We start from the raw sequence: 25,981 nt of genomic DNA on the forward strand, positions 1-25,981 counted from the left end.
TGGCCCTCACAATTGATACCGGCGCATCCGGGTCTGGATGCCGAACAGGTAGATGCAGACTCCCACAAGGATGATGGCGAACATCGCCCCGGCGATAGCCGAACCCATATGCGGGTCACCCAGTTGCAGCTGGAAGCCAAAGAATGTGCGGTACATGAAGGTACCAAGAATATCGGTCGAGAAATCCGGCCCCGCCAGCGCGCCTTGTGACGCGTAGATCAGATCGAAAGCGTTGAAATTCCCCACGAAGGTCAAGATCGAGATGATCCCGATCGAGGGCAGGATCAGCGGCAGTTTGATCTTCCAGAAGGCCGCAGTTCCGGTGATCCCGTCGATCTCTCCAGCCTCAAGGATTTCTTCCGGAATGGTCAACAAGGCGGCGTAGATCAACATCATCGGGATGCCGACAAACTGCCAGACCGAAATCAGCGCCAGTGTGGTCAAGGCGTATTCCTCTTTCCCCAGCCATGGGGCGAACAGCGACTTGAGCCCGACGGCATCCAGCATCGACGGCGCAATGCCCCAGATCGGCGAGAGGATCAGTTTCCACGCGAACCCGACAATCACAAAGCTCAGGATCGTGGGAATGAAGATCGCCGACCGATACAAGGCCGCAAACCTCAGGCGCGGGTGGCTGAGCAGGGCGGCCAAGGCGATCCCGATCGGGTTTTGAACCAGCATGTGGATCAGGAAGAACCAGAAGTTATTGCCCAAGGCGTTCCAGAACTGTTCGGACCAGATCGGATCAAAGAACAGGGTTTGAAAGTTCTGCAATCCAACGAAAACGCGGCTTTGGTCAATCTCGGTATAAAGCGCCAGACGCAGCGTGTTGAACAGCGGGAAGATCATCACCGCCGTGTAAACAAGAACGGCCGGTGCAAGAAACACAAGGATATGCCAGCGGAAGCGGGGGCGGTTCATGGGATTGCTTTCAAAGGAGTGTCGGGGATACCCGGGCGATCACTACCGCCCGGGTATGTGTCAGATCAGGGCTTACTGGTGCGGAGCGTACCAGGAGGACAGACCTTTTTGCAGGTCGGCGCCCAGTTCTTCGGGGCTGTTGGCGCCCTTGATGGCAGCAACGGATGCGCCCCAGGTCTCGTTCTCAAGGTTCGGCGTGCCGCGCGACAGGATCTGATATGTCGAACGGATGGTCGATTCACATTCATCGCGCCATCCGACGAACTCCTTGGCCAACGGATCTGCCAGCTCGACCGGAGTGTTAGACAGCGGGAAGAAGCCCGGCACAGCGTTGCCAAAGATTTCGGCAAACTCGGGGCTTGCGACCCACGCGAGGAAGGTCTCAGCGGCCTCGGGGTGCTCGGAGGCAGCGTTCATGCCGATGCCGATATCAGTGTGGTCAGAGATATAGCAGGTGTCGCCCGCGTTTTGGACCGGCGGCTTGAACGCGCCCATTTCGAAATCGGCCTGTGTGTTGAAGCCAGCGATTTCCCACGACCCGGCAGGGTAAATCGCAGCCCGGCCCAGGGTGAAGATGTTCTGGCTGTCGGGATAGGTTTGAGCCTCATATCCGTCGCCCAGATACTGTCCCCAGCGTGCCAAAGTAGCGTAGGGGGCGGTCCAGGCTTCATCCGTCAATTTCTGTTCACCTGCGATCAGGGCCTGACGACCTTCTTCGCCCTTCCAATAGTTTGGGCCGATGTTGTTGTAGCCCATTGTGGCGGCTTCCCACTGATCGTTGGTGCCCATCGCCATCGGAATGTAGGTGCCGTCTTCCTTGATCTTGTCGAGTGCAGCAAAGAACTCGTCTTCGGTGGTAGGCACGTCGATGCCCAGCTCAGCAAACGCATCCTTGTTGTAAATGAAGCCGTGGATCACCGACGCCATCGGAACACAGAAGCTGGCCGAGCCGTCATCCGTCTGCCATGCCGATTTTGCCACGTCCGAAAAGTTGCTCATCGCGTCGACCGAAGACAGATCGGTCAGGTGCCCGGCCTCATACAGTGCCAGCGACGCATCAAACGGACGGCACGTGATAAGATCACCGGCCGAACCCGCATCCAGTTTCGAGTTCAACACAGCGTTGTATTCTGCCGGAGCTGATGGGGTGAACTGCAGTTTGATCCCAGGGTGTTTGGCTTCGAACGCCGGGATGATCTGTTCCTGCCACAAGGTCAGGTCGTCATTGCGCCAGCTTTCGATGATCAGCGTGACGTCCTCGGCATAGGCGCTAGAAGCCATCAGGGTCGTGCCCAGTAAGGCCAGTTTCAGGCTATTGCGTTTCATTCGTGTTCTCCCAGTTGGTTAGCAGTTATTTATCTTGTTCCAGTGCGGATTTCAGAACCCCGCCGCTTGCGTCCAGAACGGCCGAGGCATCTTTGGGGGATATGCCACGTGCAGCGATTAGCACCGCCGGCTTCACGTCTCCGTTCGCGGCGTCCAGCGCGTGCTTTGCTGATTCTGCATCAACGTCGGCGATCCGCGCGACGATTCCGGTGGCCCGCGCCCTAAGCTTGTCATTGTCAGCGCGCAAATTGACCATCATACCGCCGTGAACGTGGCCAAGTTGCAGCGCCATGAGAGACGACAGCATGTTCAGAGCGATTTTCTGAGCTGTTCCAGCACCCATACGCGTCGAGCCCGAGATTAATTCCGGCGGCGTTGCCAAAAGAATCGGAATATCCGCGCTTTCCAGCAAAGGGCTGCCTGCGTTATTGGCAATTCCGATAACGGTTGCGCCAAATGACTGTGCGATATTGCTGGCGGTCAGGGTATATGGCGTCGATCCGCTTGCGGACACTGCGATGATCGTATCCGTCGGTTGCAATGTCGAAAGCGCGTCCGCTAGTCCGTCGGCTTCGTCTTCTGCGCCTCCGGGCATTTCGACACCGGTAGGCAGGCCGCCTGCCATATGTATACGGAGTTGGTTCGCAGGGATTGAGAAGGTGCCGCCCAGCTCTTGCGCGTCGGCAGCGGCCATCAACCCGGACGAGCCTGCGGCCACATAGTGCAGCACGCCGCCGGCGCGGATGGTCTGTGCCATGGCGTTACCGCCCCGCGCGATCGCGTCCAATGCGCCACGCGCTGAGGTCGCGGCTGCAATCTGCCCCTCAGCCAGGGCCCGAGCAGAGGCGACAGGGTCTTGTGGGTCCAGCTTGTTGGCGTCTGGATGCAGTTGTTCGGTCGGCGGCAGCGTCAAAAGAATCCCCCTTTGCGGTTCCCAATACAATACCTATTCAATACCACTTGTCCATAATTTTATTTTTCCAGTGGAAATCAACGTATTCTGTATCAAAACAGAGAAAAGCTGCGGAAATCGGCCTATTTTGGCCTTCCTAAATTCAAATAGGTATTATAATGGTATTGTCATGACTGAGTCTCTGAGCAAGGCTGTACTGGCCATAGATGGTGGCGGAACCCGATGTCGGGTTGCATGTGAAGTCGCTGGTATTGTCCATTCTGTTGAAACCGGGGCTGCCAATGTCTCGACAGATTTTGATGCGTCCGTCCTGCAGATGAAATCGGGGATCACCCAGATTGCGCAAACGCTTGCTGTAGATGTTCAGGACCTGACTCAGATGCCCGCCTTTGTCGGCTTGGCTGGCGTCACAGATGACCATATTGCGGGTCGCGTGCAGAGCGCGCTGGGCCTAACGCGGGCGCGCGTTTCCGATGATCGACCAGCCGCGCTGCGAGGGGCGCTCGCGTCTCAGGACGGCTTGATCGCCCATTGTGGCACGGGGTCCTTTGTTGCTTTGCAGAAGGATCGGGTGATGCGGTTTGCCGGGGGGTGGGGGCCAGTATTGGGGGATGAGGCATCTGCGCAATGGGTTGGTCGTTTTGCATTGGCAGAAGCATTGAATTCCGTGGATGGAATTCAGGTTACTAGCGATCTTACGCAGAAATTTCTGGATGATTTTGGCGGTAGTGCAGGGATCGTCGAATTTGCCGGGCGGGCGACGCCGACAGAGTTCGGCGCGTTGGCCCCGATGGTTACCACTGCAGCAGTTTCCGGAGACGACGTCGCCAGAAAAATTATGCAGGCCGGTGCTACTTACATCGCCGATATGGCGGCACGTCTCGGATGGCAGCCAGAAGTCGCGATCTGCCTGACCGGCGGTATCTCTCCGCACTATGCGCACTATCTGCCTGCTGCCATGCAGTCAGAGATACGCCCTCCATCGGGCGAGCCGTTGGCCGGGGCACTGGCTTTGGCGAAGGAGGTCCCGCATGAGCATTGCTGAATTCCTACGCTCTGATCTTTGGCTGACCTCGGAAAATGGTCCCCGCTACGTGCAGTTGCGGCGCAGGTTGCAAGAGGGGATCGATACGGGCGTCCTTGCGCCGAACTCATCGCTGCCATCCGAACGGGAACTGGTGGAAATTACTGAGTTGTCCCGCGTAACCGTGCGCAAGGCGATTCAGGAGCTGGTGCAGGAAGGTGTGATCGAGCAGCGCCAAGGGTCAGGGTCCTTCATTCGGGAACGTGTTCAAAGGGTTGAACAATCGCTGAAACACCTGACCTCGTTCACCGAAGATATGTCGAGCCGAGGAATGGAGACAACTTCAAAGTGGTTGGAGCGCGGAGTATTTGCGCCAACCCCGGAAGAGGTCACTGCGCTGAATCTGTCAGAGGGTGAGCAGATATCCCGCATTTACCGCCTGCGCGAGGCGGACGGGCGTCCGCTGGCGTTGGAACGTGCTGCGCTGCCACTGGATATCCTGCCGAACCCAATCGAAGTCACGACGTCTCTGTACGAAGTGCTTGATGGTCTGGGGCGCCGCCCGGTGCGCGCGGTGCAAAAGATATCGGCTCTGAATCTAGCCGCGCGAGAAGCAGAACTGCTGGAGGTGCCCGAAGGTGCGGCGGGGCTGAACATTGAGCGTATCTCATTTTTGAAAAACGGGCGGGTCGCAGAGATGACGCGGTCGCTCTATCGCGGCGACGCTTATGACTTTGTCGCTGAATTGCGCCTATAACCGGAAGGACCGGGATCAAATGTCCGAAAAGAACTCGAAAATGCGTCAGGAAATTCTGGAGATCCCTGATGCCGTCGACAGATTGCTCAGCACGGGGGCAGACAATATCCGAGCAGCTGCGCAAAGCGTAAGGGATACGGATCCACGTTTTTTGATCTCGGTCGCCCGGGGATCATCCGACCATGCCTGCAGCTATTTGAAATATGCCAGTGAACTGCTTCTTGGATTACCGGTTGCCTCAGTAGGGCCATCCGTCAGTTCGATTTACGGGGTGGATCTCAGGGCAAAAGGATCTGTCTGCCTGTCCGTCTCGCAATCCGGCCAAAGCCCGGATATCGTTGGCCTCACAGGGTCTTTGCGAAACTCAGGCGCACTGACGATTGCGGTGACCAACAACTCGGAATCGCGCCTGGCCGACGTGGCGGATGCAGTTCTGCCATTGCACGCGGGGCCGGAACTGAGCGTCGCAGCAACCAAGACGTTTGTGACCTCGTTGGTGTCAGGTCTATGGTTGCTGGCCGAGGTCAAAGAGGATGCTGAATTGATCGGGGCGATCCAATCCTTGCCCGAATACCTGGCGCGAGCGGCCCAATGCGATTGGTCGGCTGCAGCCGAAACTATCACCGGGCGGTCTTTGTTTACGCTTGGTCGGGGGCCTTCTTATGCGATCTCTGACGAAGCTGCATTGAAGATCAAAGAGACATGCCAAATTCACGCCGAAAGCTATTCAGCGGCCGAAGTGCTGCATGGCCCGGTGTCGATTGTCGAAGAAGGGTTTCCGGTGATTTCGTTCGCGGCCAATGATGCAGCCGAACAGGCGACTGCCGATGCGGCTGATGCCTTGGCCGAAAAAGGTGCTGCGGTTTTTGCGACGACCACCAAAGTATCGCGTGCGCAGGCTCTGCCAGTGGTTCGAACGGATCATTGGATCACCGACCCAATAACGGCGATTACGTCTTTCTACAGCATGGTAGAGGCCGTCGCCAGTGCGCGGGGGATCGACCCGGACGCACCGCGGCACCTTAAAAAAGTGACCGAAACGGTATGACAGAACGCAAGGTGATCTTTCGAAACGGGCCGATTTTCGACGGCAGCCGGTTGTTAAACGGCCACGCGATTGTTTTTCGCGAGGGGCGTGTAGGTGAAGTTTTCCCCGACGCTGAGGTGACCGAAGAAAAGGACGTTGTAGATCTGAACGGCGATATCCTCAGCCCCGGTTTTGTGGATCTGCAGGTCAATGGCGGCGATGGCGTTATGTTCAACGATGATCCGTCGGTCGAAACGATCCGCAGAATTGCCGGCGCCCATCGCCGATTGGGTGTGATTTCGCTGCTGCCCACTCTGATCACCGACGAACCCGCCAAAACCCGCGCAGCAATAGATGCGACGATCGAGGCAGTGCGAGCACAAGTGCCGGGCATTGCAGGGCTGCATTTAGAAGGGCCGCATTTGTCGGTCGCGCGGAAAGGAGCGCACGACGGTAATTTGATACGGCCGATGGAACCATCGGATCTGGACACGCTGATAGAAGCGGCTAATGCACTTCCCTGCCTGAAGGTAACTGTCGCCCCCGAGGGTGTGTCCGAGAAGCAAGTCCGCGCCATGAGCGACGCTGGTATCCTTGTCTCGCTCGGGCACAGCGATGCGGATTTTGCGACTTGCCAGCGGTATGCTGCCGCCGGTGCGCGTTGCGTAACCCATCTGTTCAACGCGATGAGCCAGCTGGGCAATCGTGAACCCGGCCTCGTCGGCGCGGCGCTGGCCAGCGGAACGCTGTCTGCAGGGCTGATTGCCGACGGTGTCCATGTGCACCCCGCCGCGATGCGCGCTGCCTGGGCTTCGAAAACTGCGCCGGGTCAAATCTTTCTGGTCAGCGATGCGATGGCTGTGGCGGGTACTGATCAAACCGAATTCACCCTTGAAGGCCGCAAAATCACGCGAACCGACGGCAGGTTGACACTGGCGGACGGAACGCTGGCCGGCGCAGATTTGGACCTGACGACCGCCGTAGGCGTGCTGGTCAATCAAGTTGGCGTACCGTTGCAGGACGCACTGGCGGCTGCCACTTCTTATCCGGCTCAGCTGATCGGGCTGGCCCCGCCAACCGTCTTTGAATACGGTTCGGTGATCCGGATATCTGCCGATTTCAGCCGTTGCGAATGGCTGCCCGCGCAATCTTGAGTTTGTCCCTACCTGCCAGAAAGACTGCCTGCAGGATGCAGGTTATCGCCTGTCAATTTTTGTCGACGAATTTGAAATCTGGCTTCGAACGGCGCTTGACGACATCTGACGCATCGCTTAAACCGACCAGCGCTGAGCGGGCGTCGTATACTGGCTATTACCTCAGCCTTCCAAGCTGATGAAGCGGGTTCGATTCCCGCCGCCCGCTCCAAATCAGCCCTAAAATTCTGCGTCAAATAGCCCTTTTATGTTGGGTCATATATTGTGGTTCTTGACCCGGCTTGCCGTGGCCGCCAAGAAGCGAACACTTAAGTGCGAAAAAGACGTAAGGGCCAATTATGGCAAACTCTGCCTCAGCCACGCCTAAGGGCAAACCTGCACCCGGTGCCACGGAAGAGCGTGCTGGATCGCGGAAGATAGGCGTTCTGTCGTCTCTTTGGCCATTTATGAAGCCCTATCGGGCCCTGATGACAGGTGCGGTATTGGCACTGGTGTTGACAGCCAGCATGACGCTAACCCTGCCACTTGCGGTACGCCGAGTAGTCGACAATTTCCGAATTGAAGATGGCGAACTGCTGGATTGGTACTTTCTGGCGGCACTGGGCATTGCCGCGATTTTGGCGGTGGGAACTGGCATCCGGTATGCGCTGGTCACCCGGTTGGGTGAGCGCGTTGTGGCCGATATCCGCAAGGCCGTGTTTAACCGCGTCATAGGAATGAGCCCCGAGTTCTACGAAAGAGTCATGACCGGGGAGGTTCTCAGCCGTATCACCACGGACACGACCCTGATTCAGTCTGTGCTGGGATCGTCCGTATCCATTGCCTTGCGCAATATGCTTTTGTTCGCGGGTGGTTTGGTTCTGATGCTGCTGACCTCGGCCAAGCTAACGGGTTTGGTGCTTTTGCTGATCCCGGTGGTGGTGGTGCCGATACTTGTTCTGGGGCGTCGTTTGCGGGTCCTCAGCCGCGAAAATCAGGACTGGATTGCAGCCTCGTCGGGCAACGCAGGCGAGGCACTGAGCGCGGTTCAAACCGTTCAGGCCTTTACGCATGAAAAAGCCAGCCGAAAGCAGTTCGGCGATATGACTGAAACCTCTTATGCGGTTTCTCTTCGACGTATCCAAACGCGCGCCGTGATGACGGTAATCGTTATCTTCCTTGTATTTTCGGGCATCGTCGGCGTGTTGTGGATGGGGGCAAACGACGTTCGCAACGGCGTGATGACCGAAGGTGTTCTGATCCAGTTCGTGATCTATTCAATCATCATGGCCGGCTCTGTCGCCGCCCTCTCTGAGATTTGGAGCGAGCTGCAACGTGCCGCCGGCGCGACAGAGCGTCTGGTGGAATTGCTGAATGCGCAGGATACCGTGATTGATCCGGACAAGGCAGCGTCGCTGCCTACACCTGTTCGGGGCGAGATCCGTTTTGAGGATGTGATCTTCCACTATCCGGCCCGTCCGGATGTTGTGGCACTGGACCATCTGACCCTGTCGATCCAACCGGGTGAAACCGTGGCTTTCGTTGGTCCATCGGGTGCAGGCAAAACCACAGTGATTCAAATGATCCAGCGGTTCTACGATCCGGATGCAGGTCATGTCAGCCTGGACGGCGTTGACCTGCGCGACCTCGACCGATCCGATTTCCGGCAGCACATGGCATTGGTGCCCCAGGACCCGATCATCTTTGCAGCCTCGGCCCGCGAGAATATCCGGTTCGGGCGCCTGGACGCCTCGGATGCCGAGGTTGAGGCCGCCGCGCGCGCAGCTGCGGCACATGAGTTCATCTCGAAACTGCCCGAAGGCTATGACAGTTTTGTCGGGGAACGCGGTGTGATGCTGTCGGGTGGTCAGAAACAACGCATCGCCATTGCTCGCGCCATCCTGCGTGATGCACCGGTTCTGCTACTTGACGAGGCGACCTCGGCCCTTGATGCCGAAAGCGAACGCGCGGTTCAGGGCGCGGTTGACCAGATGCGCGCCGGACGCACCACACTGATCGTGGCCCACAGGTTGGCAACTGTCAAAAAGGCGGATCGGATCGTTGTGATGGAAGCCGGTCAGATCGTGGCCCAAGGCACGCACGAGGACCTGGTCGTTCAGGATGGCTTGTATGCTCGCCTGGCGCGCCTGCAATTCACCGACGGAGTTGCCGCAGAATAGCCTGACGTCAGGGAAGTCAGTTTTACGCCGCTGCGTAATTCTACAAATTTGGGCGTGGCCCCTCTAACCCGTCGCTTGCACCTGCGGGGTTTTGCTTCCATCTTGTTTTGGAAAAAACCGCGCAAGACGCGGGAGAAAAACAGGGAGGAGTCACATGGCCTTTGTGGGTTTGGAAGACAAGGCGAGAATGGAGCAGGAAATGTCGTGGGAGGATCGGGATGTTCCGGTCACTTTCCACCAGTTGCTTTCGCGCACAGCAGGCAAATACCCAAACAGTGATGCGGTCAGCTTTCAGCTTATGTCTGGCCCGACAGACAAGGCCGAGACGCTGACGTGGTCGCAACTGTTGGGCAAAGTCAATCAGGCAGCGAACCTGTTTCGGTCTTTGGGCGTCGGTGAGAAAGACGTGGTGGCCTATGTGCTGCCCAACTGTATCGAAACGCTGGTCACCCTGATGGGGGGCGCGGTCGCAGGGATCGTGAACCCGATCAACCCGTTACTTGAGCCCGAGCAGATCGCAGCAATTCTGCGCGAAACCGGTGCCAAAGTGGTCGTGACGTTGAAGTCCTTCCCCAAAACGGATGTGGCGCAAAAGGTCGAAGAGGCGGTGCGCCACGCGCCCAACGTCAAAACCATTCTCGAGATTGACCTCAACCGCTATCTGACGCCGCCAAAATCCTGGCTGGTGCCGTTCCTGCGCCCAAAGATGGGCGACAAGGAAAAACTGGCCCATGCGGATTACAAGAACTTCAATAAAGAACTGGCCAAGCAGCCTACGACGCTGACTTTCGAAGACGGCAATGAAGATCGCGTTGCCTGCTATTTCCACACCGGCGGCACGACCGGTATGCCGAAGGTGGCGCAGCACAAATACTCGGGCCTTATCTACAACGGCTGGCTTGGGAGCACGCTGCTCTTTTCCGAAGAAGACGTGATCATGTGCCCGCTGCCCATGTTCCACGTTTTTGCTGTGCATGTGATCATGATGGCTGCCGTCTCATCCGGCGCGCATGTGGTTTTCCCGACGCCTGCGGGATATCGCGGCGACGGTGTTTTCGACAATTTCTGGAAACTGATCGAACGCTGGAAGGTGACGTTCATCATCACCGTACCCACAGCGATTGCTGCCAAGATGCAGCGACCCGTAGATGCGGACATCTCAAGCGTGAAGACGGCATTCTCAGGTTCAGCGCCTTTGCCCGTCGAACTGTTCCGCAGGTTCGAAGAAGCGACCGGTGTGACCATCGTAGAAGGCTATGGGCTAACCGAGGCCACCTGTCTGGTGTCCTGCAACCCGGTGGACGGGGAAAAGAAGATTGGCTCGATCGGTATTCCGTTCCCCTATACGGATGTGAAAATCTTGCAGGATGGTCCGGACGGACCAAAGGAATGCGCCGCAGATGAAATTGGTGAGATTTGCATTTCGAACCCCGGTGTCTTTGCGGGCAATACCTATACCGAGGCGGACAAGAACGTAGGTCTTTATCACTTCGACAAATACCTGCGCACAGGTGATCTGGGACGCTTTGACGAGGACGGCTACCTGTGGATCACAGGTCGTGCCAAGGACCTGATCATTCGCGGCGGTCACAACATTGACCCGGCCGAGATCGAAGAAGCTCTGCTGGGGCACGATGCTGTCGCGTTTGCCGGTGCCATCGGGCAGCCTGACGCCTATTCGGGCGAGGTGCCTTGCGCCTTTGTCGAATTGGTTGATGGGGCCTCGGTGACCGAGAAAGAGCTGATGGAGTATTGCAATGTGCATGTCCATGAACGCGCGGCACAACCCAAGCACATGACCATTCTGGACGAGCTGCCCAAAACTGCGGTCGGTAAGGTCTTTAAGCCCGAACTTCGCAAACAGGCGATCACGCGTATCTATAACGGCGCGTTGGAAGAGGCTGGTCTTGAGGCACGGGTCATTTCGGTCATCGACGATAAGAAACGCGGACTCGTTGCGCAGCTTGACGCGAAGGGTTCCGCAGAGGACGATGTCAGCAAAGTGCTGGGATCGTTCACCCGGCCGTGGGAGTGGGCTGCCTGACCGGGAGGAAACATGGATTATGAACGTCTGATTGATGAAGAGACTTGGGCGTTCATAAAACGAACGGCTGAAAGCTATCCCGATGATGCGGTCGAACAGTCGATCCAGGATCAACGCCGGGTGTACGACACGATGTGTCGCGACTTTCGCCAACCCCGCCCGCAGGGGGTCGAGACTGAGGACAGGCAGGCATTTGGCGTGCCTGTCCGGGTCTACAACGCGGGTCAGCCGACGCGAACTGTCACTTATTTTCATGGTGGCGGATTTGTTGTTGGAGGTCTGGACAGCCACGATGATGTTTGCGCCGAGATCTGCGCGCAGACCGGATATCGGGTTGTGGCCGTGGACTACCGTCTGTGTCCCGAACATGTCCACCCGGCGCAGTTTCAAGACAGCTGGAATGCGACAAACTGGGTGGCGCAGGAATTCGGCGACCCGATTGTCCTTGCGGGTGACAGTGCCGGTGGCAACCTGGCGGCCGCAGTCGCCCAATACGGACGAGGTAAGTTGGACCATGTGCTGGGTCAGGTCCTGATCTACCCCGGTTTGGGTGGTGACAGCACGAAAGGGTCGTATATAGAGCACGCCCACGCGCCGCTTTTGACGCTGGATGAGATTCAGTTCTACGAAAAAGTGCGTTGTGGTGGTGATATCCCGCAAGATGATCCGACCTTCGCGCCGCTTCACGACACAGATTTCGCGGGTCTTCCGCCGACCGTGGTGGTGACTGCAGATTGTGATCCGCTGCGGGATGATGGTGGCGCTTATTGCGACAAGATTTCCGCCGCCGGAGGGCATGCGCATTGGATCAACGAGCCGGGCCTCGTTCACGGTTATCTGCGCGCGCGTACCAGTGTTAAGCGCGCGGCAGACAGTTTTGAGAGGATTTCGGTCGCGATCGAGGCGTTGGGTCAGCAGATCTGGCCCTACGACTGATCTCTCACTGCAGGAACGGTTTCGCCTTCATCGTTTCGGCAATGGGCGCACCCATCCGGTTCAGGATCGTGGGCGCTAGTTGCAGTTGGTCGATCACCGTGTCGACCTCGGGGCCTTCCGCGTCGCCAAAGTAGTACAGTGCCGTTTCCTGTTGCAGCGGGCTGCGCCCGCCGTGGTGCCCCCGCTCATCCTGTCCGTGATCAGCGGTCACAATCACGTCGTACCCCAGTTGCCGCCAACGCGGGATGAAAGGGGCCAGCATCTCATCCGCGACGAAACAGGCGTGGTCCATCTCTTCGCAATCATGGTAGAAACGGTGCCCCATACTGTCCAATGTGCAGGCATGCAGCAGGCCGTAGTCCAGCCCATGACGCAGGCACAGATTGGTCAGAGTGGCATAGAGATCCACGTCGGACGGCGTCATCTGATTGGCTTTGCCATAGCCGGTCATGGTGTGAAAGCGACCGTGGTTGATTGTCTTGCTCTCAGGCTCATCATATTCGATGTCGCGGACGTAATCGAACGGGTGGCGGTTGAAGAACTGCGACCAATAGCTATGGGTGACCGCCCCAGTTACGCCACCAGCTTCACGGACCTGGCTGAAGACGTCCTTATGGCCTAGGCGAAAGACATTACCGTTGCCGGTACAGCCATGCTCCTGTGGTGTGACACCGGTGTGGATCGAGGCATAGCAGCTGGCGGACGTGGACGGCAAAACAGCGCGCAGTTTCCACACGCGCGCCTCACCGCTGTCGACCCAGCCTTCAAGGTTACCGAACAACCGTCGGAAATTGCGCCACGGAACACCGTCCAGGATGATGAGGAGTAGTTTGCGGTCCATGTCATTGGCCTTTTGACTAAATATTTCGGGCGACCCTAGGGGATTCGCGATCAGGGGTCTGCCTGTTCGCGCCCCCAATAGCAAAATCCCGACACCTGTCATCGAACAAGGCGCCGGGATTTCAATTTTTCACTTAACTGTCACGGAAAGGGCAGGGGTCAGTTCCCGGCGCTTTCCATTTTGCGGTGGGCAACGACCTCTTCCAGCCAACCCAGATGCATCTCGGGGACGGAACTGAGCAGCAGGTCGGTATAGTCGTCGAACGGCGGGCTCAGCACCTCGCTTTTCGACCCATAGCGAACCACCCGACCCTGATACATCACCGCGATACTATCGCTGATCGCGCGCACCGTCGCCAGATCGTGGGTGATGAACAGGTATGCCACATCCTCGATCTTTTGCAGGTCCAACAGCAGTTTCAGGATGCCGTCCGCCACCAGTGGATCAAGCGCCGAGGTGACCTCGTCACAGATGATCATCTTGGGCTTGGCCGCCAGCGACCGCGCGATACAGACACGCTGTTTCTGACCACCTGACAGTTCCGCCGGATAGCGATCCATGTACTTTTCGCCCAGTTCGATCTCATCCAACAGTTCGACGATCCGCTTGCGTTTTTCGGCACCGCGCATGTTGAAGTAGAACTCCAGCGGGCGTCCGATGATCGTACCAACAGTCTGGCGTGGGTTCATTGCCACGTCGGCCATCTGGTAGATCATCTGCAACTCGCGCAGGTCTTCACGGCTGCGGCCTTTCAGATCGCCACTAAGCTTGCGGCCAGCAAAGGTGATCTCACCATCGCGCGGCGGCAGCAAGCCTGTGATCACCCGTGCCAGTGTCGACTTGCCCGAGCCGGATTCGCCGACAACCGCCAGTGTCTGCCCCGGGTGAAGATCGACATTGACGTTGTGTAGCACGTCGAAATTCAAACCCTTGTAGCGCGCGGTGATACCTTCGACGCTCAAAACCGCATCCGGTGTAGGCTTCTTCTCTTCGTGCTCGATCGAGCGGACCGAAACCAGCGCCTTGGTATACTCTTCCTGCGGGTTGTTGATGATCTGGTCGGTATTGCCATACTCGACCGTATTGCCCATCCGCAGAACCATGATGTCATCACTGACCTGAGCGACAACGGCGAGGTCATGCGTGATATAGAGCGCAGCAACTCCGGTATCACGAATGGCCTCTTTGATCGCCATCAGAACATCGATCTGGGTGGTCACATCCAGTGCTGTGGTCGGTTCATCAAACACCACCAGATCAGGCTCGGGGCACAGCGCCAGCGCCGTCATGCAACGCTGTAGCTGACCGCCCGAGACCTGGTGAGGATAACGATCACCGATATTGTCCGGATCGGGCAGCCCTAGCTTGGCGAACAGTTCCCGCGCACGGCCTTCGGCCTCTTTACGTGAAAACTTCTTATGTTCGACCGCAGCTTCGACCACCTGATCCATGATCTTCTTGGCCGGGTTAAACGACGCGGCCGCGGATTGCGAGACATAGGCAACTTCGCCCCCACGCAGATTGCGGATATCGCTATGCGGGGTCTTCAGAATGTCGCGCCCGTTGACCCAGACTTCACCACCGGTCAGTTCGACTCCACCGCGGCCATAAGCCATGGACGCCAGACCGATGGTCGATTTACCGGCACCCGATTCACCGATCAGCCCCAACACCTTGCCGCGTTCGAGGTCAAAGTTGACCCCGTGCACGATTTCGATGTCATGGGGTTTTTCACCCGGCGGATAGACGGTTGCGCCGATCTTGAGGTTGCGGACCTTGAGAAGGGTATCACTCATCCCCGGCCTCCTTTCAGCGATGTGGTACGGTTCAGAACCCAGTCAGCAACAAGGTTGACCGAGATGGCGAGCGTCGCGATGGCCACAGCGGGGTACAGGGCCGCGCCGATGCCATAGACGATGCCGTCCTTGTTTTCCTTCACGATGCCGCCCCAGTCCGCCAGCGGCGGCTGGACGCCCAGGCCCAGGAACGACAGAGTCGAGATGAACAGGACCATGAAGATGAACCGCAGCCCGAATTCAGCCACCAGAGGCGACAGAGCGTTTGGCAGGATTTCCCGGAAGATGATCCAGCGCCGACCTTCACCGCGCAGCTTTGCGGCTTCGACATAGTCCATCACGTTGATGTCCACGGCGACCGATCGAGACAGTCGGTAAGGACGTGTGGCGTCCAACAGCCCCATCACAAGGATCAGGATCGGAACGGTAACCGGAACAATCGCCAGGATAACCAGTGCCAGGATCAGCGTTGGGATCGACATGATCAGGTCAACCGTTCGGCTAAGTGCCTGGTCAGCCCAACCACCCAGAACCGCAGCCAAAAGGCCCAGCGAGGTGCCAGTGATAAAGCTGAGGATCGTAGCCATCGCAGCGATAAAGATGGTCGTGCGACCACCATAGATCATACGTGTCAGCAGATCGCGCCCGATATTGTCCGTGCCCAGCAGATGCTCGGCGCTTGACGGTTCCCACACATCACCGACCACTTCGGCCATTCCGTAAGGGGCGATCAGTGGGGCTGCGATCGCTATGAAAAAGTACAGTCCGGTGAAAAACAGACCGACGGCGGCCGAAATAGGAATGTTCTTCATCATTTCGGATGCCTCAGTCTTGGGTTGGCAAGGATAGACACAATATCGGCAACCATGTTGAGCCCGATATAGACCGCGGCAAAGACGACGCCGCAGGCCAGAACGACTGGCACGTCACGCTTGGTCACCGAATCCACCAGATATTGCCCCATGCCGGGATATACGAACACCACTTCGACAACGACGACGCCCACAACCAGATAGGCCAGGTTCAACATCACAACGTTGACAATAGGGGAAATCGCGTTGGGAAACGCGTGGCGCGCAATGACCTGGAAATTCGAGAGGCCCTTCAGTTCAGCCGTTTCGATATAGGCCGACTGCATCAGGTTCAGGATCGCAGCGCGGGTCATTCGCATCATCTGCGCCAGCACTACCAGTGTCAGAACGAAGGCAGGCAAGGCGATGGCGTTGAGCTTTTGCCCGAAAGACATTGTGTCGTTGATCATTGCGAGTGAGGAAAACCAGCCCAGTTTTACTGAGACGAAGTAGATCACCACGTAACCGATCAGGAATTCCGGGATCGAAACCGTGGTCAGGGTGATTGCAGAAATCAGTTTGTCAGGCCAGCGGTTGCGGTACCGAACGGCCAGAAGGCCTAGAAAGATAGCAAGCGGCACGGAAACGACGGCTGCAGCACATGCCAGGAACAGGGTGTTCCCTAAGCGCTTTCCGATGCTTTCTGCGATGTCGAGTTTGTTGGTCAAAGACTGACCCAGATCGCCCTGCAGGATGCCGCCCAGCCATTCGAAATATCGGGTTAGAGCGGGACGGTTGAGGCCCATTTCCTCGCGCAGGTTTGCCAGCGCCTCGGGGGTTGCGGATTGGCCAAGGACCGCTTGCGCAGCGTCCCCAGGCAGGGCTTCGGTGAGGCCGAAAATCAGAGCCGATGCACCGAAGAGAAGCAGGAGTCCCAGCGCAAGGCGCTGGGAAACCAGTTTGATGATAGGATGCATTATCCGTGGGCCCTATCAGGCGAACCACATCTTGCGTGACATGTTGCCATTCATCATCTCTTGGGTCGGGTCGCTTTCCCAACCTTCGAGCTGATTGGTGACGCCTTCGACAAAATCGTTGAACATCGGGCAGATCAGACCGCCTTGGTCGCGGACCATCATGCCCATTTTGCTGTAGATGTCCTTGCGTTTGTCGTTGTCCAGTTCGGCCCGTGCTGCAAACAGCATTTCGTCGAATTCCGGAACCTTGAAGCGGGTGTCGTTCCAGTCGGCTGTCGACAGATACGCCGTCGCGTACATCTGATCCTGCACCGGACGGCCACCCCAATAGGATGCGCAGAAGGGCTGAACGTTCCAGACCTCGGACCAGTAGCCATCGTTGGGCTCGCGCTTGATTTCCAGCGGGATACCGGCCTGAGCCGCGCTTTGCTGGAACAGGGCCGCTGCGTCAACGGCACCCGGGAAGGCGCCATCTGCAACACGCAGGATGATCGGCGAACCGTCATGGCCCGACTTCGCATAGTGTTCTGCTGCCTTTTCAAGGCTGAAGTCGCGTTGCGGGATAGAGCCGTCAAACAGCGGGTATGCCGCATTGATCGGCATGTCGTTGCCAATTGTGCCGTAGCCGCGCAGAACCTTGTCGACCAAGTCCTGGCGGTTGATTGCGTGTTTCAGCGCCAGCCGCAGTTCATTGTTGTCGAACGGCGCGGTGTCGCAATGCATGATGAACACATAATGTCCACGACCGGCGGTCGAGTGCACCGTCAAGTTCGGGGCGCGGCCCAGCAGATCGGCAACCTTTGGTTCAACGCGGTTGATCGCGTGAACCTGACCGGACTGCAGAGCAGCCGTACGGGCAGTCGCATCGTTGATGACAATTACTTCGACGCTGTCGAAATTGCCGAAATCGGGGTTCCAGTGGTTGGCAAATTTCTTGAACACGTGGCGTACGCCCGGTTCGTCGACTTCCAACTGGTATGGTCCTGTGCCAATGCCCGCACCTGGGTTTTCCATTCCGCCATCAGGCTGAATGATCAGGTGATAGTCGGCCATCAGATAGGGCAAGTCGGCATTTGGCTCGGTCAGTGTGACCTGGAAATTGTCGCCATCGGCCTTCATTGACTCGATGCCCTTCATGATACCCAGGGCGCCGGACTTGGAGTCTTCGTTCGAGTGGCGTTCCATGGTTTTCAGCACGTCTTCGCTGGTCATGGTCTTGCCGTTGTGGAACTCGACACCCTGACGCAGTTTGAATGTCCAAACTTTGGCGTCCGCGCTGCCTTCGACGGCTTCAGCCAGGCGCGGCTCGATCGACCCGTCGGGCGCAACTTCCACAAGCTGGTCACCGAATTGTTTGCCGTTCTGGAACGGCACCGAGCTGGCATAGGTCGCCGGATCCAGCGAGTTGGTGGATTCGCCGCCCTGCAAGCCAAATTTTAGATCGCCGCCCTTCTTCGGTCCTGCCGCGCGCGCAGCGTCAGCGAACATGGTGCTGGCCATCGCTGCCGATACACCCAGAGCCGCCGCTTTCCCCATGAATTCGCGACGGGTCAGTTTGCCCGCAGTGACCTGACCGGCCATGTGAGTGAGTTGTTCGTTCATTTAGTGGTCTCCCAGTTGATTGGATTTCAGCCCTTCTCGGGCATTTTTATTGACGCATGAGTCAAGTTAGGCGCAATTCGGTCTACCGAGCAAGGACAAATGTCTGCCCCTTGGCCGCCAAAATATCACATCTGGTTGCGTGGAACGGCGTCCTCCGTTTGTCTCGAAAATACCAAAGTTTCGTTTTCAAAGGCACTTATGTGCGCCTTGAGAAAAAAGTTCTCGCGATCCGACCACATTTCGCAGGATGTTTCGGTGCGCAGGTCTATCCCGTCCCGACTGATCTCTTGTGTCCAGCGGCACTGCCCGTGCGCGGATAGCGGGTCGTCGGGATGGATGGTCCAACGTTCATCGGCTGTGCCACCATATGTTAGCCCGTGGTGATTGTCCTTTACGCGACCAAAATCGTCTTCGATGATCATCCGGGTTTCACTTGAATTCAAGTCAGTTTCCACCCGGCGAGAATTGCTGCTTTTTCGCAGCGACGTCACGTCAATCGGGGTTTCAGAATCGGGTGGTTGAAACACATGTTCATCATCACCTGCAGTCGGCCGTTTCGGGATCGTAATCGCACCACCTGTCAGGTGCAGTTCGACGGGTTCGGGTGAGGGCCAGATCAGCGGCCAATACGCGCTGGACACAGCCACCCGCACGCGATGCCCCTTGGGAACGCGATAGGCGATGTGATCCAGGTCCAATGAGATTTCGTAGGGCGCTCCGGGCGTCAACGGAGTTGGTTGCGCGTGGCTGTCTCGGTGCGACAGGTTCAGAACGCCATAGGTGATCCGGGTTGAGGCCCCGTCCGGATGGATATGATTTAGCCGCACCGCAATCTGTGCTTGCGGTCGGTTGGCACTGACATTTAGGCAAATGCGCGGAGCGCCGACAATATCAAGATCTTCCGACAAAGGCGGGCCGTCGAAACAGGCGGACAACGCATCATCGGCGCGCTGATCGCCTGGCATGTCGGGTCCCAGCCAAATTGCGCAATACTCACCACTATCCATGCCGCAGGTTTGGGGTGACTGGACCTGCATATCCAGCGGCTCATCTTGCCCGAGCCCACCGTTCGACAGGCTCAGTATCAGGTTGGACAAATGCGAGGTCGCGCCGGATTGCTCGCTGATCCAGCGCCCGGGTCTGTTGTTGTACCACCGCTTTGGACGGACACCGTCCATCAGATACGCCCGATAGTCGGGGTCGGATTCAACGCCGCTATCCAGACCTTTCAACCAATGATCCCACCAGCGCAGCGCCTCTTGCAGAAAACCGATTCGAGGTTCGGGCACTGCGAAGTGCGGGTATTTGTGCACCCATGGCCCCACGATCCCCTTGACCGGAGCGCTAAGCTGTTCGACCAGCAATGGCACTGTATTCTTATAGGCATCGCCCCAGCCGCCAATGGCCAGCGTCGCCGCGCGGATCGCGCTGAAATCCTCGCAGACAGAGCCATGCTGCCAATAGGCGTCGCGCGTCTGGTGGCGCAGCCAGACCGAGGGTAGGAACGGTTGTTTTTCCAAACGCTTAAGCCATAACTCACGCCAGTTGGGGCGCAGCGCTGGGTCGGGTGCGCGGGATGAGTACGACCACATGGTCGCGCCCCAACCCAGGTTTTCATTCAGCAAGCATCCGCCCTTAAAGTGGATGTCGTCTGCGTAACGATCTGCGGTTGAACACAGGGTGATAATTGCTTTCAGCGGCGCGGGTTGAAGGGCGGCAACCTGAAGCGCGTTGAACCCGCCCCAGCTGATTCCCATCATCCCAACGGTGCCTGAACACCACGGTTGATCCGCCAGCCATTGGATTGTGGAAACGGCATCATCCAGCTCTTGCTGGGTATACTCGTCTTCCATCAACCCTTCGCTGTCTCCATTGCCGCGCATGTCCACACGAATGCAGGCATAGCCGCGTTTGGCAAACCAGGGATGGGTCAGGGCATCCCGCGTCGCCGTGCCGTCGCGCTTGCGATAGGGCAGGAATTCCAAAATGGCCGGAACGGGGCTGCTGTCTGCATCCACCGGGCGCCAGACACGCGCTGAAAGACGACATCCATCCGGCATCACTATGCCGACATCCGGTAGATCTTCGATATCGCATAGCGAATTGGGCGAGCGAGTCATTTCGGAAGTCTTTCGGTCTTTGTCTTTTTGCAATGTACTAAAATCGTCAAATCACTGTTTGATTGCGACAACAAGGTCCATCACGTTCGTTCCGGTTGGGCCTGTCACCAGCAATGCGTCTGCGCGGTCCAGGTAACTACCGCTGTCCGCCTGCTGCAGTGCGCGCTCGGCCCCGTCGCCCCAGGTCGCGCCGTCGACTACCGCTCCGGCTGCATTGGTCGGACCATCGGTGCCATCAGTACCACCGACAACAACAGTCAAGCCTGGTGTTCCAGCTATTTCCCGGGCAAGCGCCAGAGCCAACGCCTGATTGCGCCCGCCACGGCCCGGCTTGTCCGGCAAAATCACAGTTGGTTCGCCGCCGAATACCATGACGCCGGTCGGCATATCCTTTAGGCGTTTCCCCAGATTGGATGCGATTTGCAAGAAATCGTCATGCAGGCATTCTTCGTCAGCCAGCACTTGCAAACCGTCTCGGCGCGCCATTTCTGCGGCTGCCGAGCGTGCATGGGCGTTCGAAGCAACGATCGTGGTCGAGGCGTCAAATTTGTAAGTGACTGGCAATGCGCCAATTCCCGATCCGATGACGCTCAGGTCGTCCCCGGGCACATCCGAGATTGCCAGAACGGTCGCTTTGGCCCCGTTGAAATGGGACAACAGCCCGCCGCCCTTGATCCGCGACAGCTTTCGACGCTCGGCATTCATTGCGGTGATATCCAAACCTTCGGCCAGCAGCCTTGAGTTCAGTTGCGCCAGATCTGCCAATGAGTTGCCCGGCAGCAAATCCTCTGCCAAGGATGATGCCCCGCCCGAAACAAGCAATAGCACATGGGAATCTGGTGCCATCGTCTCGATCGCTTCGCGCATGGCGCGGCCTCCGTCCAGGGTGCGTGCGTCCGGAACCGGATGAGAGGCTTCGATCAACTGAACATGTTCTGGCAGGTCGCGACCATGGTCGTCCTTGGTGACAACCAGCGTTGGACGCAGACCGAACTGCTCCAATGCCGCGCTGGCCATCGCTGCGGCTGCCTTGCCGACAGCCAGAATCTGGTCGGGCGTTTGGACATCATTCAGAACAGCTTTAGTGGCCCTTTTCCCGTCAACAGCGTCAACGCCGGCCTGCCAAATGCGAATTGCCTGTTGCCTTTGGTCCATCAGCTTTCCATCCAAATTGTGACCGGTCCGTCATTGACCAGATCTACCGCCATGTCGGCCCCGAACTGCCCGGTTTCGACGGGCACGCCATAGTCCTGCAACCGCCGCGCAAACTCTTCATAGAGGCGCTGCCCCACATCAGGGGGGGCGGCCTCGGAAAAGCCCGGCCGGTTCCCGCGCGAGGTATCGGCGGCCAGCGTGAACTGGCTGATCACCAACGCCGAGCCACCCGCATCAACGACAGAGCGGTTCATCTTGCCGATGTCATCTTTGAAAATACGCAGTTTTGAGACCTTGGCCGCCAGTTGTTCGACCTTTTTTTCGTCGTCACCCTTCATCGCACAGACCAGGATCATCAGCCCCGGGCCGGACTTCCCAACCGTTTGTCCGTCAACCGAGACTTTTGCCCGGGATATTCTCTGTAGAAGTGCACGCAAATCTGTTCTCCGTTTGGTGGCGTGGTTATCCGACCCAACGAGCGATCTCGTCCAGATCGGCCCGGTCGGTTCGAAACCCGTTCGCAGGGTGGTCTGCATCCGAGTATCCGAATGAGATTGCGCACAAGATCAACCGATCATCGGGAATGTCGAAATACCTGTGCAGAAACTTGCCATAGCTGGCCACGGCGGCCTGAGGAATTGTGGCCACTCCCAAGGCTTGCGCGGCGAGGGTGAAAGCCATGACAAAACCTCCGCAGTCCATTGCTCCGTAAGGGCCAAGGTCGGCAGGGCTTGAGATGATCGCACAATGCGGCGCACCGAAGAGGGCAAAGTTTTCCATCATTTGCTTGGCCGAACCGGCGCGGTCCCCGCGCTGCACGCCCACGGCTTCATATAATGCCCAGCCACATTCGCGACGTCGCTCCTGATAGATACCGGTATACGCCGTCGGGAACGGCAGGTCGGGTTCCGGTGCGCCGGTTGTGACTTCGTTTTGCAGCGCTTTTCGAAAAGCGTCAGTCTCGGCTCCACTGGTGATCACGATGTTCCAGGGCTGCGCATTACACCAGCTGGGCGCACGGGACGCGCTGGTCAGAATCTGTTCGATCTGGTCTTTGAGAACGGGTTCAGGTCGGAACGCCCGGCAAGAATGTCGCTCAGCCAGCAATCGATCCAAATCGGATAGCGTCACTCTGCTCCCCCTTCGTGTATCCGAGGCGCAGGATGGCGGTAGGATCGGCGATATTCAAGCGGTTAAAAGGGGACAGGCGCTACTGCTGACCAGTTGCCATGAGGTATCCGACACCCGCTGCAACCAGCAGACCCAACACAACAGCGATCGTGATCTTGATAGCGGACCAAGGGCGTTCGCCCTGAACACGCCCCGTTCTGCCGTTCACAACGAAACGATAGGTCTGGCCCCGGTATTTGTATGCGGCCAGCCAGACAGGTAGTAAAATATGTTTGAAGGTTACATTTTGCACATCCGTGTCGATTGCGTGAATGCGCTGCCGGTCACCGCCGATATCGAACCGAACATCCCGTTCGATCACCCGGGCCATATGCCCGCGCGCTTCGGTATACCCGTCCTTCAGTTCGACTGTATAAGCCTCGGCCCGGAATCCGGCCAGATACTCGGGCTGGTAAGGTTCAAGCGCCGGCAGGTCCCAGGGTTCCAACGCGTCAGTATAGCGTTTCGGCAATGACTGGGACGCCAGCACAAGAACATCGTCAAAGAACCGGGCAACCCGACCGGATTTTGGGGACCACCGCACCTTCGCCACCTGCTGTTGCACGCGCTTGCCGTCACGCATGACGGTCTGGGTCTCGTAATACACCGTGCCCCGCTCGCCGCGATAAGCTGACTTGGTATCCGCGTCGAAGGTCCAGTAGGGGACGTAAATCCCCTGCATCTTGCGACCTTTGCGGGCATAATCCTTCAACCCGTTGGGCGCGAACCACAACTTGCCAAGCCAGCTCGACATCGCCTTATGAGCCGACCGTTCATCCAGAGCAAAGGGCAACACGCCTTTTGGCTTGATATGCCGGTTAACTCCCGTCTCCGTGACTACCGGAGTGGCACAGAACGGGCATTCGGCCGCATGGGTGTTCGGGTCAAACTCGACCTGAGCTGCGCAGTTGGGGCAGGACAGAACCTGCGTTTCCTCGATCTCTACATCCGGCAGCTTGTTCGCCAGCGCCGCGTTAAAATCCAGTTCTTTCAGGCTGGCACCGCCCCACGGTCCGGCACCTATGGATTCCGAATGCCCGCAATGATCGCAGGTCAGGGTCCCATCGCCCGGATTGAACCGATAGTCCGAGCCGCATTTTTCGCAGGGAAAGCGGTGTTCGTCTGTCATGGGTGAACCTTGCTCAATCCATTCACACTTGTCGCGGGGTTATGCGCCCGGCGGTGGTGGCGGCAAAACTGTAAACAGCTGCGCCAGTTCCTGCACGTCACCGGCCTTTTTCCAGCCGTCCTGACCGGCGGTCCAGACATGGGTGTTGCGGGTGATCTCACCGTCGGTCGCCATGCGGCCCATCTTGGCCTTGGAAAACGGCCCGCTGGTCTGCCCGTCCAGCGCGATGTGCCAGACATGCTCGACCGGCGGAGGAGGGGGCGGTGTCGCATGCGCGGTGGGTTGCGGGGCAGCGGGGGCGGAACTGCCCCACGGACCGCTTGGTTGACCCGCCGCCATGTTCGACATCTGCTGTGCCATCGCCATGCCCATTCCCATGCCAAGACCGGCACCCATTCCGCCGCCCTGACCGGGGTTGGTCGCTGCTGCGGTCATTGCTTCGGCGGCCGAATACTGGGTGAACTTGCCCAGATCGCCCGCCAGCCCCATCGAGGTCCGCTTGTCCAGGGCCGCTTCAACTGCGGGCGGTAGCGAGATGTTTTCGATGTAGAACTCCGGCATTTCCAGGCCATAACCTTCCAGCACGGGCGAGACCTCGGCCGCGATTAGTTTGCCCAGATCGGCGGTGTTGGCGGCCATGTCCAGAACCGGAATGCCGGACCCGGCAATCACGCGGCTGAATTCCTGCACGATGATGTTGCGGATTTGAAAGCTGATCTCGTCCATTGTGAACTCGCCGTCAGTGCCGACGATCTCAATCAGAAACTTCGCCGGGTCCTTGACCCGGATCGTGTAGGTGCCAAAGGCCCGAATGCGCGTCGGGCCGAATTCCGGGTCGCGCAGCATGATCGGGTTCTTGGTGCCCCATTTCAGATCGTTGAACCGTGTCGTGTTGACGAAATAGATCTCGGATTTGAAGGGCGATTGAAACCCGTGATCCCAATGCTGCAGCGTCGTCAGGATCGGCATGTTGTTGGTTTCAAGCATATAAAGGCCGGGCGTAAAAACATCTGCCAGTTGCCCTTCGTGCACGAACACCGCTGCCTGTCCTTCGCGCACCGTCAGTTTGGCGCCGTACTTGATGGCATGTCCTTCACGCTCGAACCGCCAGACCATGGTGTCACGGGTGTCGTCGACCCAGTGAATGACGTCGATAAACTCTCCGGTCAGAAAATCGAAAATACCCATTGGGGTCTCCTTTTCTTGGGCTCAGAGCTGCTGGCCCATCAATTCGCGTGCAATAATCCGTACCACGGGGCGGGCTTCCTCGGCTGTCACACCGGGTTCAAGGCGCGGGTCATAAAGCATTGTCAGAAGTTTCTCGTCATGGCTGGTCAACAGCGCAAACTCGTCATTGTCGTTGAATATCGACGGTCGTGCCGCCGGGCTGTCATTGGATAATCCAAGCCCCTGCGCAATTTCTTCGTGGATGCAGCTGCGCCGGGTGAGGTCCGGCAGTTCAGCCCGGATGAGCGTGACAGCCCGCACAAATTTATACGGTGAGGTATTGGTCGGAGACGCAAAAACAAGACAGTCAATATTGGCGCGCGGGTTTGCAACCAAGTCCAGTGAAGGCGTGCTGATGCCAGGGATTAGCTGTTTCAGGCGTTTGACCACATAGGCGCTGTCATCTTTGCCTGCAAAGAAGACATGGAAATTGGCCTTGCGATTGACGACCGAGATTGGATGATCCGTCAATTTGCTCAGCCGTTCCGCAAACGCTTCGACGTCGGCGGAGTCTTTTGCGCGTATCTCGGGTGCCACGGACGGGGCGAATTCGGTCTGAATCCGCACAGGCCCTGCCCACCGGCTAAGCTGCCCGTCCGTTCGCCGAATACGCGTGGTTACAGCGTGATCGGGGTATTCGCTGTAAAAGGCTATGGCCTCGAAATTGCGGGCCAGATCATCGGCATCATAGGGTGTGTCGGGGCCACCTCCGTCCACGCGCAACATATCGCGGGTCAGCAGGTCACGTTCGACCCGCTGATAGAACCGGGCCAGATCCTGACTTGCCGCAGACGGGGGAACATAAGCATTAGGTGCCGGTGCAGGTGCCACCGGGCGCGGTTGCGGCACGACGGACGACGTCAATGCCTCATCGCAATTGGCCATCGCCATCAGCGCCACCATACCCAACAG

The 25,981-nt window shown here is 57.9% G+C and carries 22 protein-coding genes and 1 tRNA gene; 8 read left to right on the forward strand and 15 right to left on the reverse strand.

The window, feature by feature from the left end:
• Positions 1-6 precede the first annotated feature (6 nt).
• The 3 genes from DHN12_RS05950 to DHN12_RS05960 all read right to left on the reverse strand — a co-directional run bounded on the left by DHN12_RS05950 (position 7) and on the right by DHN12_RS05960 (position 3,160).
• Positions 7-921, reverse strand: coding sequence for a carbohydrate ABC transporter permease (locus tag DHN12_RS05950; RefSeq protein WP_058275594.1), 915 nt, complete (start codon positions 919-921; stop codon positions 7-9).
• A gap of 72 nt (positions 922-993) precedes the next feature.
• The gene (locus DHN12_RS05955; protein ID WP_058275925.1) at positions 994-2,247 is read right to left on the reverse strand and encodes an ABC transporter substrate-binding protein; all 1,254 of its coding nucleotides are present in this window, start codon (positions 2,245-2,247) and stop codon (positions 994-996) included.
• Between the two features lie 25 nt (positions 2,248-2,272).
• Positions 2,273-3,160 carry an N-acetylmuramic acid 6-phosphate etherase gene (locus DHN12_RS05960; RefSeq protein ID WP_108859501.1) on the reverse strand — a complete coding sequence of 296 codons (888 nt, stop codon included), beginning with the start codon at positions 3,158-3,160 and terminating at the stop codon, positions 2,273-2,275.
• A gap of 169 nt (positions 3,161-3,329) precedes the next feature.
• Here DHN12_RS05960 and DHN12_RS05965 point away from each other — a divergent pair, with 169 nt between their 5' ends.
• The 8 genes from DHN12_RS05965 to DHN12_RS06000 all read left to right on the forward strand — a co-directional run bounded on the left by DHN12_RS05965 (position 3,330) and on the right by DHN12_RS06000 (position 12,261).
• The gene (locus DHN12_RS05965; RefSeq protein ID WP_108859342.1) at positions 3,330-4,205 is read left to right on the forward strand and encodes a BadF/BadG/BcrA/BcrD ATPase family protein; all 876 of its coding nucleotides are present in this window, start codon (positions 3,330-3,332) and stop codon (positions 4,203-4,205) included.
• A complete protein-coding gene (locus tag DHN12_RS05970; RefSeq protein WP_108859343.1) occupies positions 4,192-4,941 on the forward strand; it encodes a GntR family transcriptional regulator in 750 nt (249 codons plus the stop codon). The genes DHN12_RS05965 and DHN12_RS05970 overlap by 14 nt, the downstream gene beginning before the upstream one ends.
• Before the next feature lie 19 nt (positions 4,942-4,960).
• Complete coding sequence (locus DHN12_RS05975) at positions 4,961-5,989, forward strand: SIS domain-containing protein (RefSeq protein ID WP_108859344.1); 1,029 nt, start codon at positions 4,961-4,963, stop codon at positions 5,987-5,989.
• A complete protein-coding gene (nagA, locus tag DHN12_RS05980; RefSeq protein WP_108859345.1) occupies positions 5,986-7,122 on the forward strand; it encodes an N-acetylglucosamine-6-phosphate deacetylase in 1,137 nt (378 codons plus the stop codon). The genes DHN12_RS05975 and nagA overlap by 4 nt, the downstream gene beginning before the upstream one ends.
• A 136-nt stretch (positions 7,123-7,258) precedes the next feature.
• Positions 7,259-7,333 (forward strand) — tRNA-Gly (locus DHN12_RS05985).
• A gap of 127 nt (positions 7,334-7,460) precedes the next feature.
• Positions 7,461-9,281 (forward strand): ABC transporter transmembrane domain-containing protein, encoded by a 1,821-nt coding sequence (locus tag DHN12_RS05990; RefSeq protein WP_108859346.1) that lies wholly within the window; start codon positions 7,461-7,463, stop codon positions 9,279-9,281.
• A gap of 154 nt (positions 9,282-9,435) precedes the next feature.
• Entirely contained in the window at positions 9,436-11,325 is a 1,890-nt protein-coding gene (locus DHN12_RS05995) for an acyl-CoA synthetase (RefSeq protein WP_108859347.1), read from the forward strand.
• 12 nt (positions 11,326-11,337) lie between these two features.
• Positions 11,338-12,261 (forward strand): alpha/beta hydrolase, encoded by a 924-nt coding sequence (locus tag DHN12_RS06000; RefSeq protein WP_108859348.1) that lies wholly within the window; start codon positions 11,338-11,340, stop codon positions 12,259-12,261.
• Positions 12,262-12,265: 4 nt separating this feature from the next.
• On the opposite strand, the gene DHN12_RS06005 is transcribed toward DHN12_RS06000, so the two are convergent.
• The 12 genes from DHN12_RS06005 to DHN12_RS06060 form a co-directional block, all read right to left on the reverse strand.
• Positions 12,266-13,102 (reverse strand): alkaline phosphatase family protein, encoded by an 837-nt coding sequence (locus DHN12_RS06005; protein WP_108859502.1) that lies wholly within the window; start codon positions 13,100-13,102, stop codon positions 12,266-12,268.
• A gap of 158 nt (positions 13,103-13,260) precedes the next feature.
• Positions 13,261-14,898 carry an ABC transporter ATP-binding protein gene (locus DHN12_RS06010; RefSeq protein WP_108859349.1) on the reverse strand — a complete coding sequence of 546 codons (1,638 nt, stop codon included), beginning with the start codon at positions 14,896-14,898 and terminating at the stop codon, positions 13,261-13,263.
• Entirely contained in the window at positions 14,895-15,710 is an 816-nt protein-coding gene (locus tag DHN12_RS06015; RefSeq protein ID WP_108859503.1) for an ABC transporter permease, read from the reverse strand. The genes DHN12_RS06010 and DHN12_RS06015 overlap by 4 nt, the downstream gene beginning before the upstream one ends.
• Positions 15,710-16,666, reverse strand: a complete 957-nt coding sequence (locus DHN12_RS06020) for an ABC transporter permease (protein ID WP_058276793.1) — start codon at positions 16,664-16,666, stop codon at positions 15,710-15,712. The genes DHN12_RS06015 and DHN12_RS06020 overlap by 1 nt, the downstream gene beginning before the upstream one ends.
• Positions 16,667-16,681: 15 nt before the next feature.
• Positions 16,682-18,268 carry an ABC transporter substrate-binding protein gene (locus tag DHN12_RS06025; protein WP_108859350.1) on the reverse strand — a complete coding sequence of 529 codons (1,587 nt, stop codon included), beginning with the start codon at positions 18,266-18,268 and terminating at the stop codon, positions 16,682-16,684.
• Positions 18,269-18,393: 125 nt separating this feature from the next.
• Positions 18,394-20,388 carry a CocE/NonD family hydrolase gene (locus DHN12_RS06030; protein ID WP_108859351.1) on the reverse strand — a complete coding sequence of 665 codons (1,995 nt, stop codon included), beginning with the start codon at positions 20,386-20,388 and terminating at the stop codon, positions 18,394-18,396.
• 51 nt (positions 20,389-20,439) lie between these two features.
• Positions 20,440-21,543: a glycerate kinase gene (locus DHN12_RS06035; protein WP_108859352.1), complete on the reverse strand. Its 1,104-nt coding sequence runs from the start codon at positions 21,541-21,543 to the stop codon at positions 20,440-20,442.
• Positions 21,543-21,980 (reverse strand): D-aminoacyl-tRNA deacylase, encoded by a 438-nt coding sequence (dtd, locus tag DHN12_RS06040; RefSeq protein ID WP_108859353.1) that lies wholly within the window; start codon positions 21,978-21,980, stop codon positions 21,543-21,545. The genes DHN12_RS06035 and dtd overlap by 1 nt, the downstream gene beginning before the upstream one ends.
• 25 nt (positions 21,981-22,005) lie before the next feature.
• Positions 22,006-22,674 carry a nitroreductase gene (locus DHN12_RS06045; protein ID WP_108859354.1) on the reverse strand — a complete coding sequence of 223 codons (669 nt, stop codon included), beginning with the start codon at positions 22,672-22,674 and terminating at the stop codon, positions 22,006-22,008.
• Positions 22,675-22,753: 79 nt separating this feature from the next.
• Positions 22,754-23,842: a TFIIB-type zinc finger domain-containing protein gene (locus tag DHN12_RS06050; protein WP_108859355.1), complete on the reverse strand. Its 1,089-nt coding sequence runs from the start codon at positions 23,840-23,842 to the stop codon at positions 22,754-22,756.
• Between the two features lie 39 nt (positions 23,843-23,881).
• Positions 23,882-25,030 carry an SPFH domain-containing protein gene (locus DHN12_RS06055; RefSeq protein WP_108859356.1) on the reverse strand — a complete coding sequence of 383 codons (1,149 nt, stop codon included), beginning with the start codon at positions 25,028-25,030 and terminating at the stop codon, positions 23,882-23,884.
• Positions 25,031-25,051: 21 nt separating this feature from the next.
• Positions 25,052-25,972: a DUF2927 domain-containing protein gene (locus DHN12_RS06060; RefSeq protein WP_199913476.1), complete on the reverse strand. Its 921-nt coding sequence runs from the start codon at positions 25,970-25,972 to the stop codon at positions 25,052-25,054.
• Between the last annotated feature and the right edge of the window lie 9 nt (positions 25,973-25,981).

It is taken from the genome of Ruegeria sp. Alg231-54, assembly GCF_900143525.1.
Lineage (GTDB): Bacteria > Pseudomonadota > Alphaproteobacteria > Rhodobacterales > Rhodobacteraceae > Ruegeria.

Excerpts from the sequence above, each read along its gene's own strand:
- DHN12_RS05975 (WP_108859344.1), top strand. The coding sequence starts at position 4,961 with ATGTCCGAAAAGAACTCGAAAATGCGTCAGGAAATTCTGGAGATCCCT.
- DHN12_RS05970 (WP_108859343.1), top strand. The coding sequence starts at position 4,192 with ATGAGCATTGCTGAATTCCTACGCTCTGATCTTTGGCTGACCTCGGAA.
- DHN12_RS05955 (WP_058275925.1), bottom strand. The coding sequence starts at position 2,247 with ATGAAACGCAATAGCCTGAAACTGGCCTTACTGGGCACGACCCTGATG.
- DHN12_RS06055 (WP_108859356.1), bottom strand. The coding sequence starts at position 25,030 with ATGGGTATTTTCGATTTTCTGACCGGAGAGTTTATCGACGTCATTCAC.
- DHN12_RS06010 (WP_108859349.1), bottom strand. The coding sequence starts at position 14,898 with ATGAGTGATACCCTTCTCAAGGTCCGCAACCTCAAGATCGGCGCAACC.
- DHN12_RS06015 (WP_108859503.1), bottom strand. The coding sequence starts at position 15,710 with ATGAAGAACATTCCTATTTCGGCCGCCGTCGGTCTGTTTTTCACCGGA.
- DHN12_RS06035 (WP_108859352.1), bottom strand. The coding sequence starts at position 21,543 with ATGGACCAAAGGCAACAGGCAATTCGCATTTGGCAGGCCGGCGTTGAC.
- DHN12_RS05950 (WP_058275594.1), bottom strand. The coding sequence starts at position 921 with ATGAACCGCCCCCGCTTCCGCTGGCATATCCTTGTGTTTCTTGCACCG.
- DHN12_RS06020 (WP_058276793.1), bottom strand. The coding sequence starts at position 16,666 with ATGCATCCTATCATCAAACTGGTTTCCCAGCGCCTTGCGCTGGGACTC.
- DHN12_RS06025 (WP_108859350.1), bottom strand. The coding sequence starts at position 18,268 with ATGAACGAACAACTCACTCACATGGCCGGTCAGGTCACTGCGGGCAAA.
- nagA (WP_108859345.1), top strand. The coding sequence starts at position 5,986 with ATGACAGAACGCAAGGTGATCTTTCGAAACGGGCCGATTTTCGACGGC.
- DHN12_RS05995 (WP_108859347.1), top strand. The coding sequence starts at position 9,436 with ATGGCCTTTGTGGGTTTGGAAGACAAGGCGAGAATGGAGCAGGAAATG.
- DHN12_RS05965 (WP_108859342.1), top strand. The coding sequence starts at position 3,330 with ATGACTGAGTCTCTGAGCAAGGCTGTACTGGCCATAGATGGTGGCGGA.
- DHN12_RS05990 (WP_108859346.1), top strand. The coding sequence starts at position 7,461 with ATGGCAAACTCTGCCTCAGCCACGCCTAAGGGCAAACCTGCACCCGGT.
- DHN12_RS06050 (WP_108859355.1), bottom strand. The coding sequence starts at position 23,842 with ATGACAGACGAACACCGCTTTCCCTGCGAAAAATGCGGCTCGGACTAT.
- DHN12_RS06005 (WP_108859502.1), bottom strand. The coding sequence starts at position 13,102 with ATGGACCGCAAACTACTCCTCATCATCCTGGACGGTGTTCCGTGGCGC.
- DHN12_RS06060 (WP_199913476.1), bottom strand. The coding sequence starts at position 25,972 with ATGGTGGCGCTGATGGCGATGGCCAATTGCGATGAGGCATTGACGTCG.
- DHN12_RS06000 (WP_108859348.1), top strand. The coding sequence starts at position 11,338 with ATGGATTATGAACGTCTGATTGATGAAGAGACTTGGGCGTTCATAAAA.
- DHN12_RS06030 (WP_108859351.1), bottom strand. The coding sequence starts at position 20,388 with ATGACTCGCTCGCCCAATTCGCTATGCGATATCGAAGATCTACCGGAT.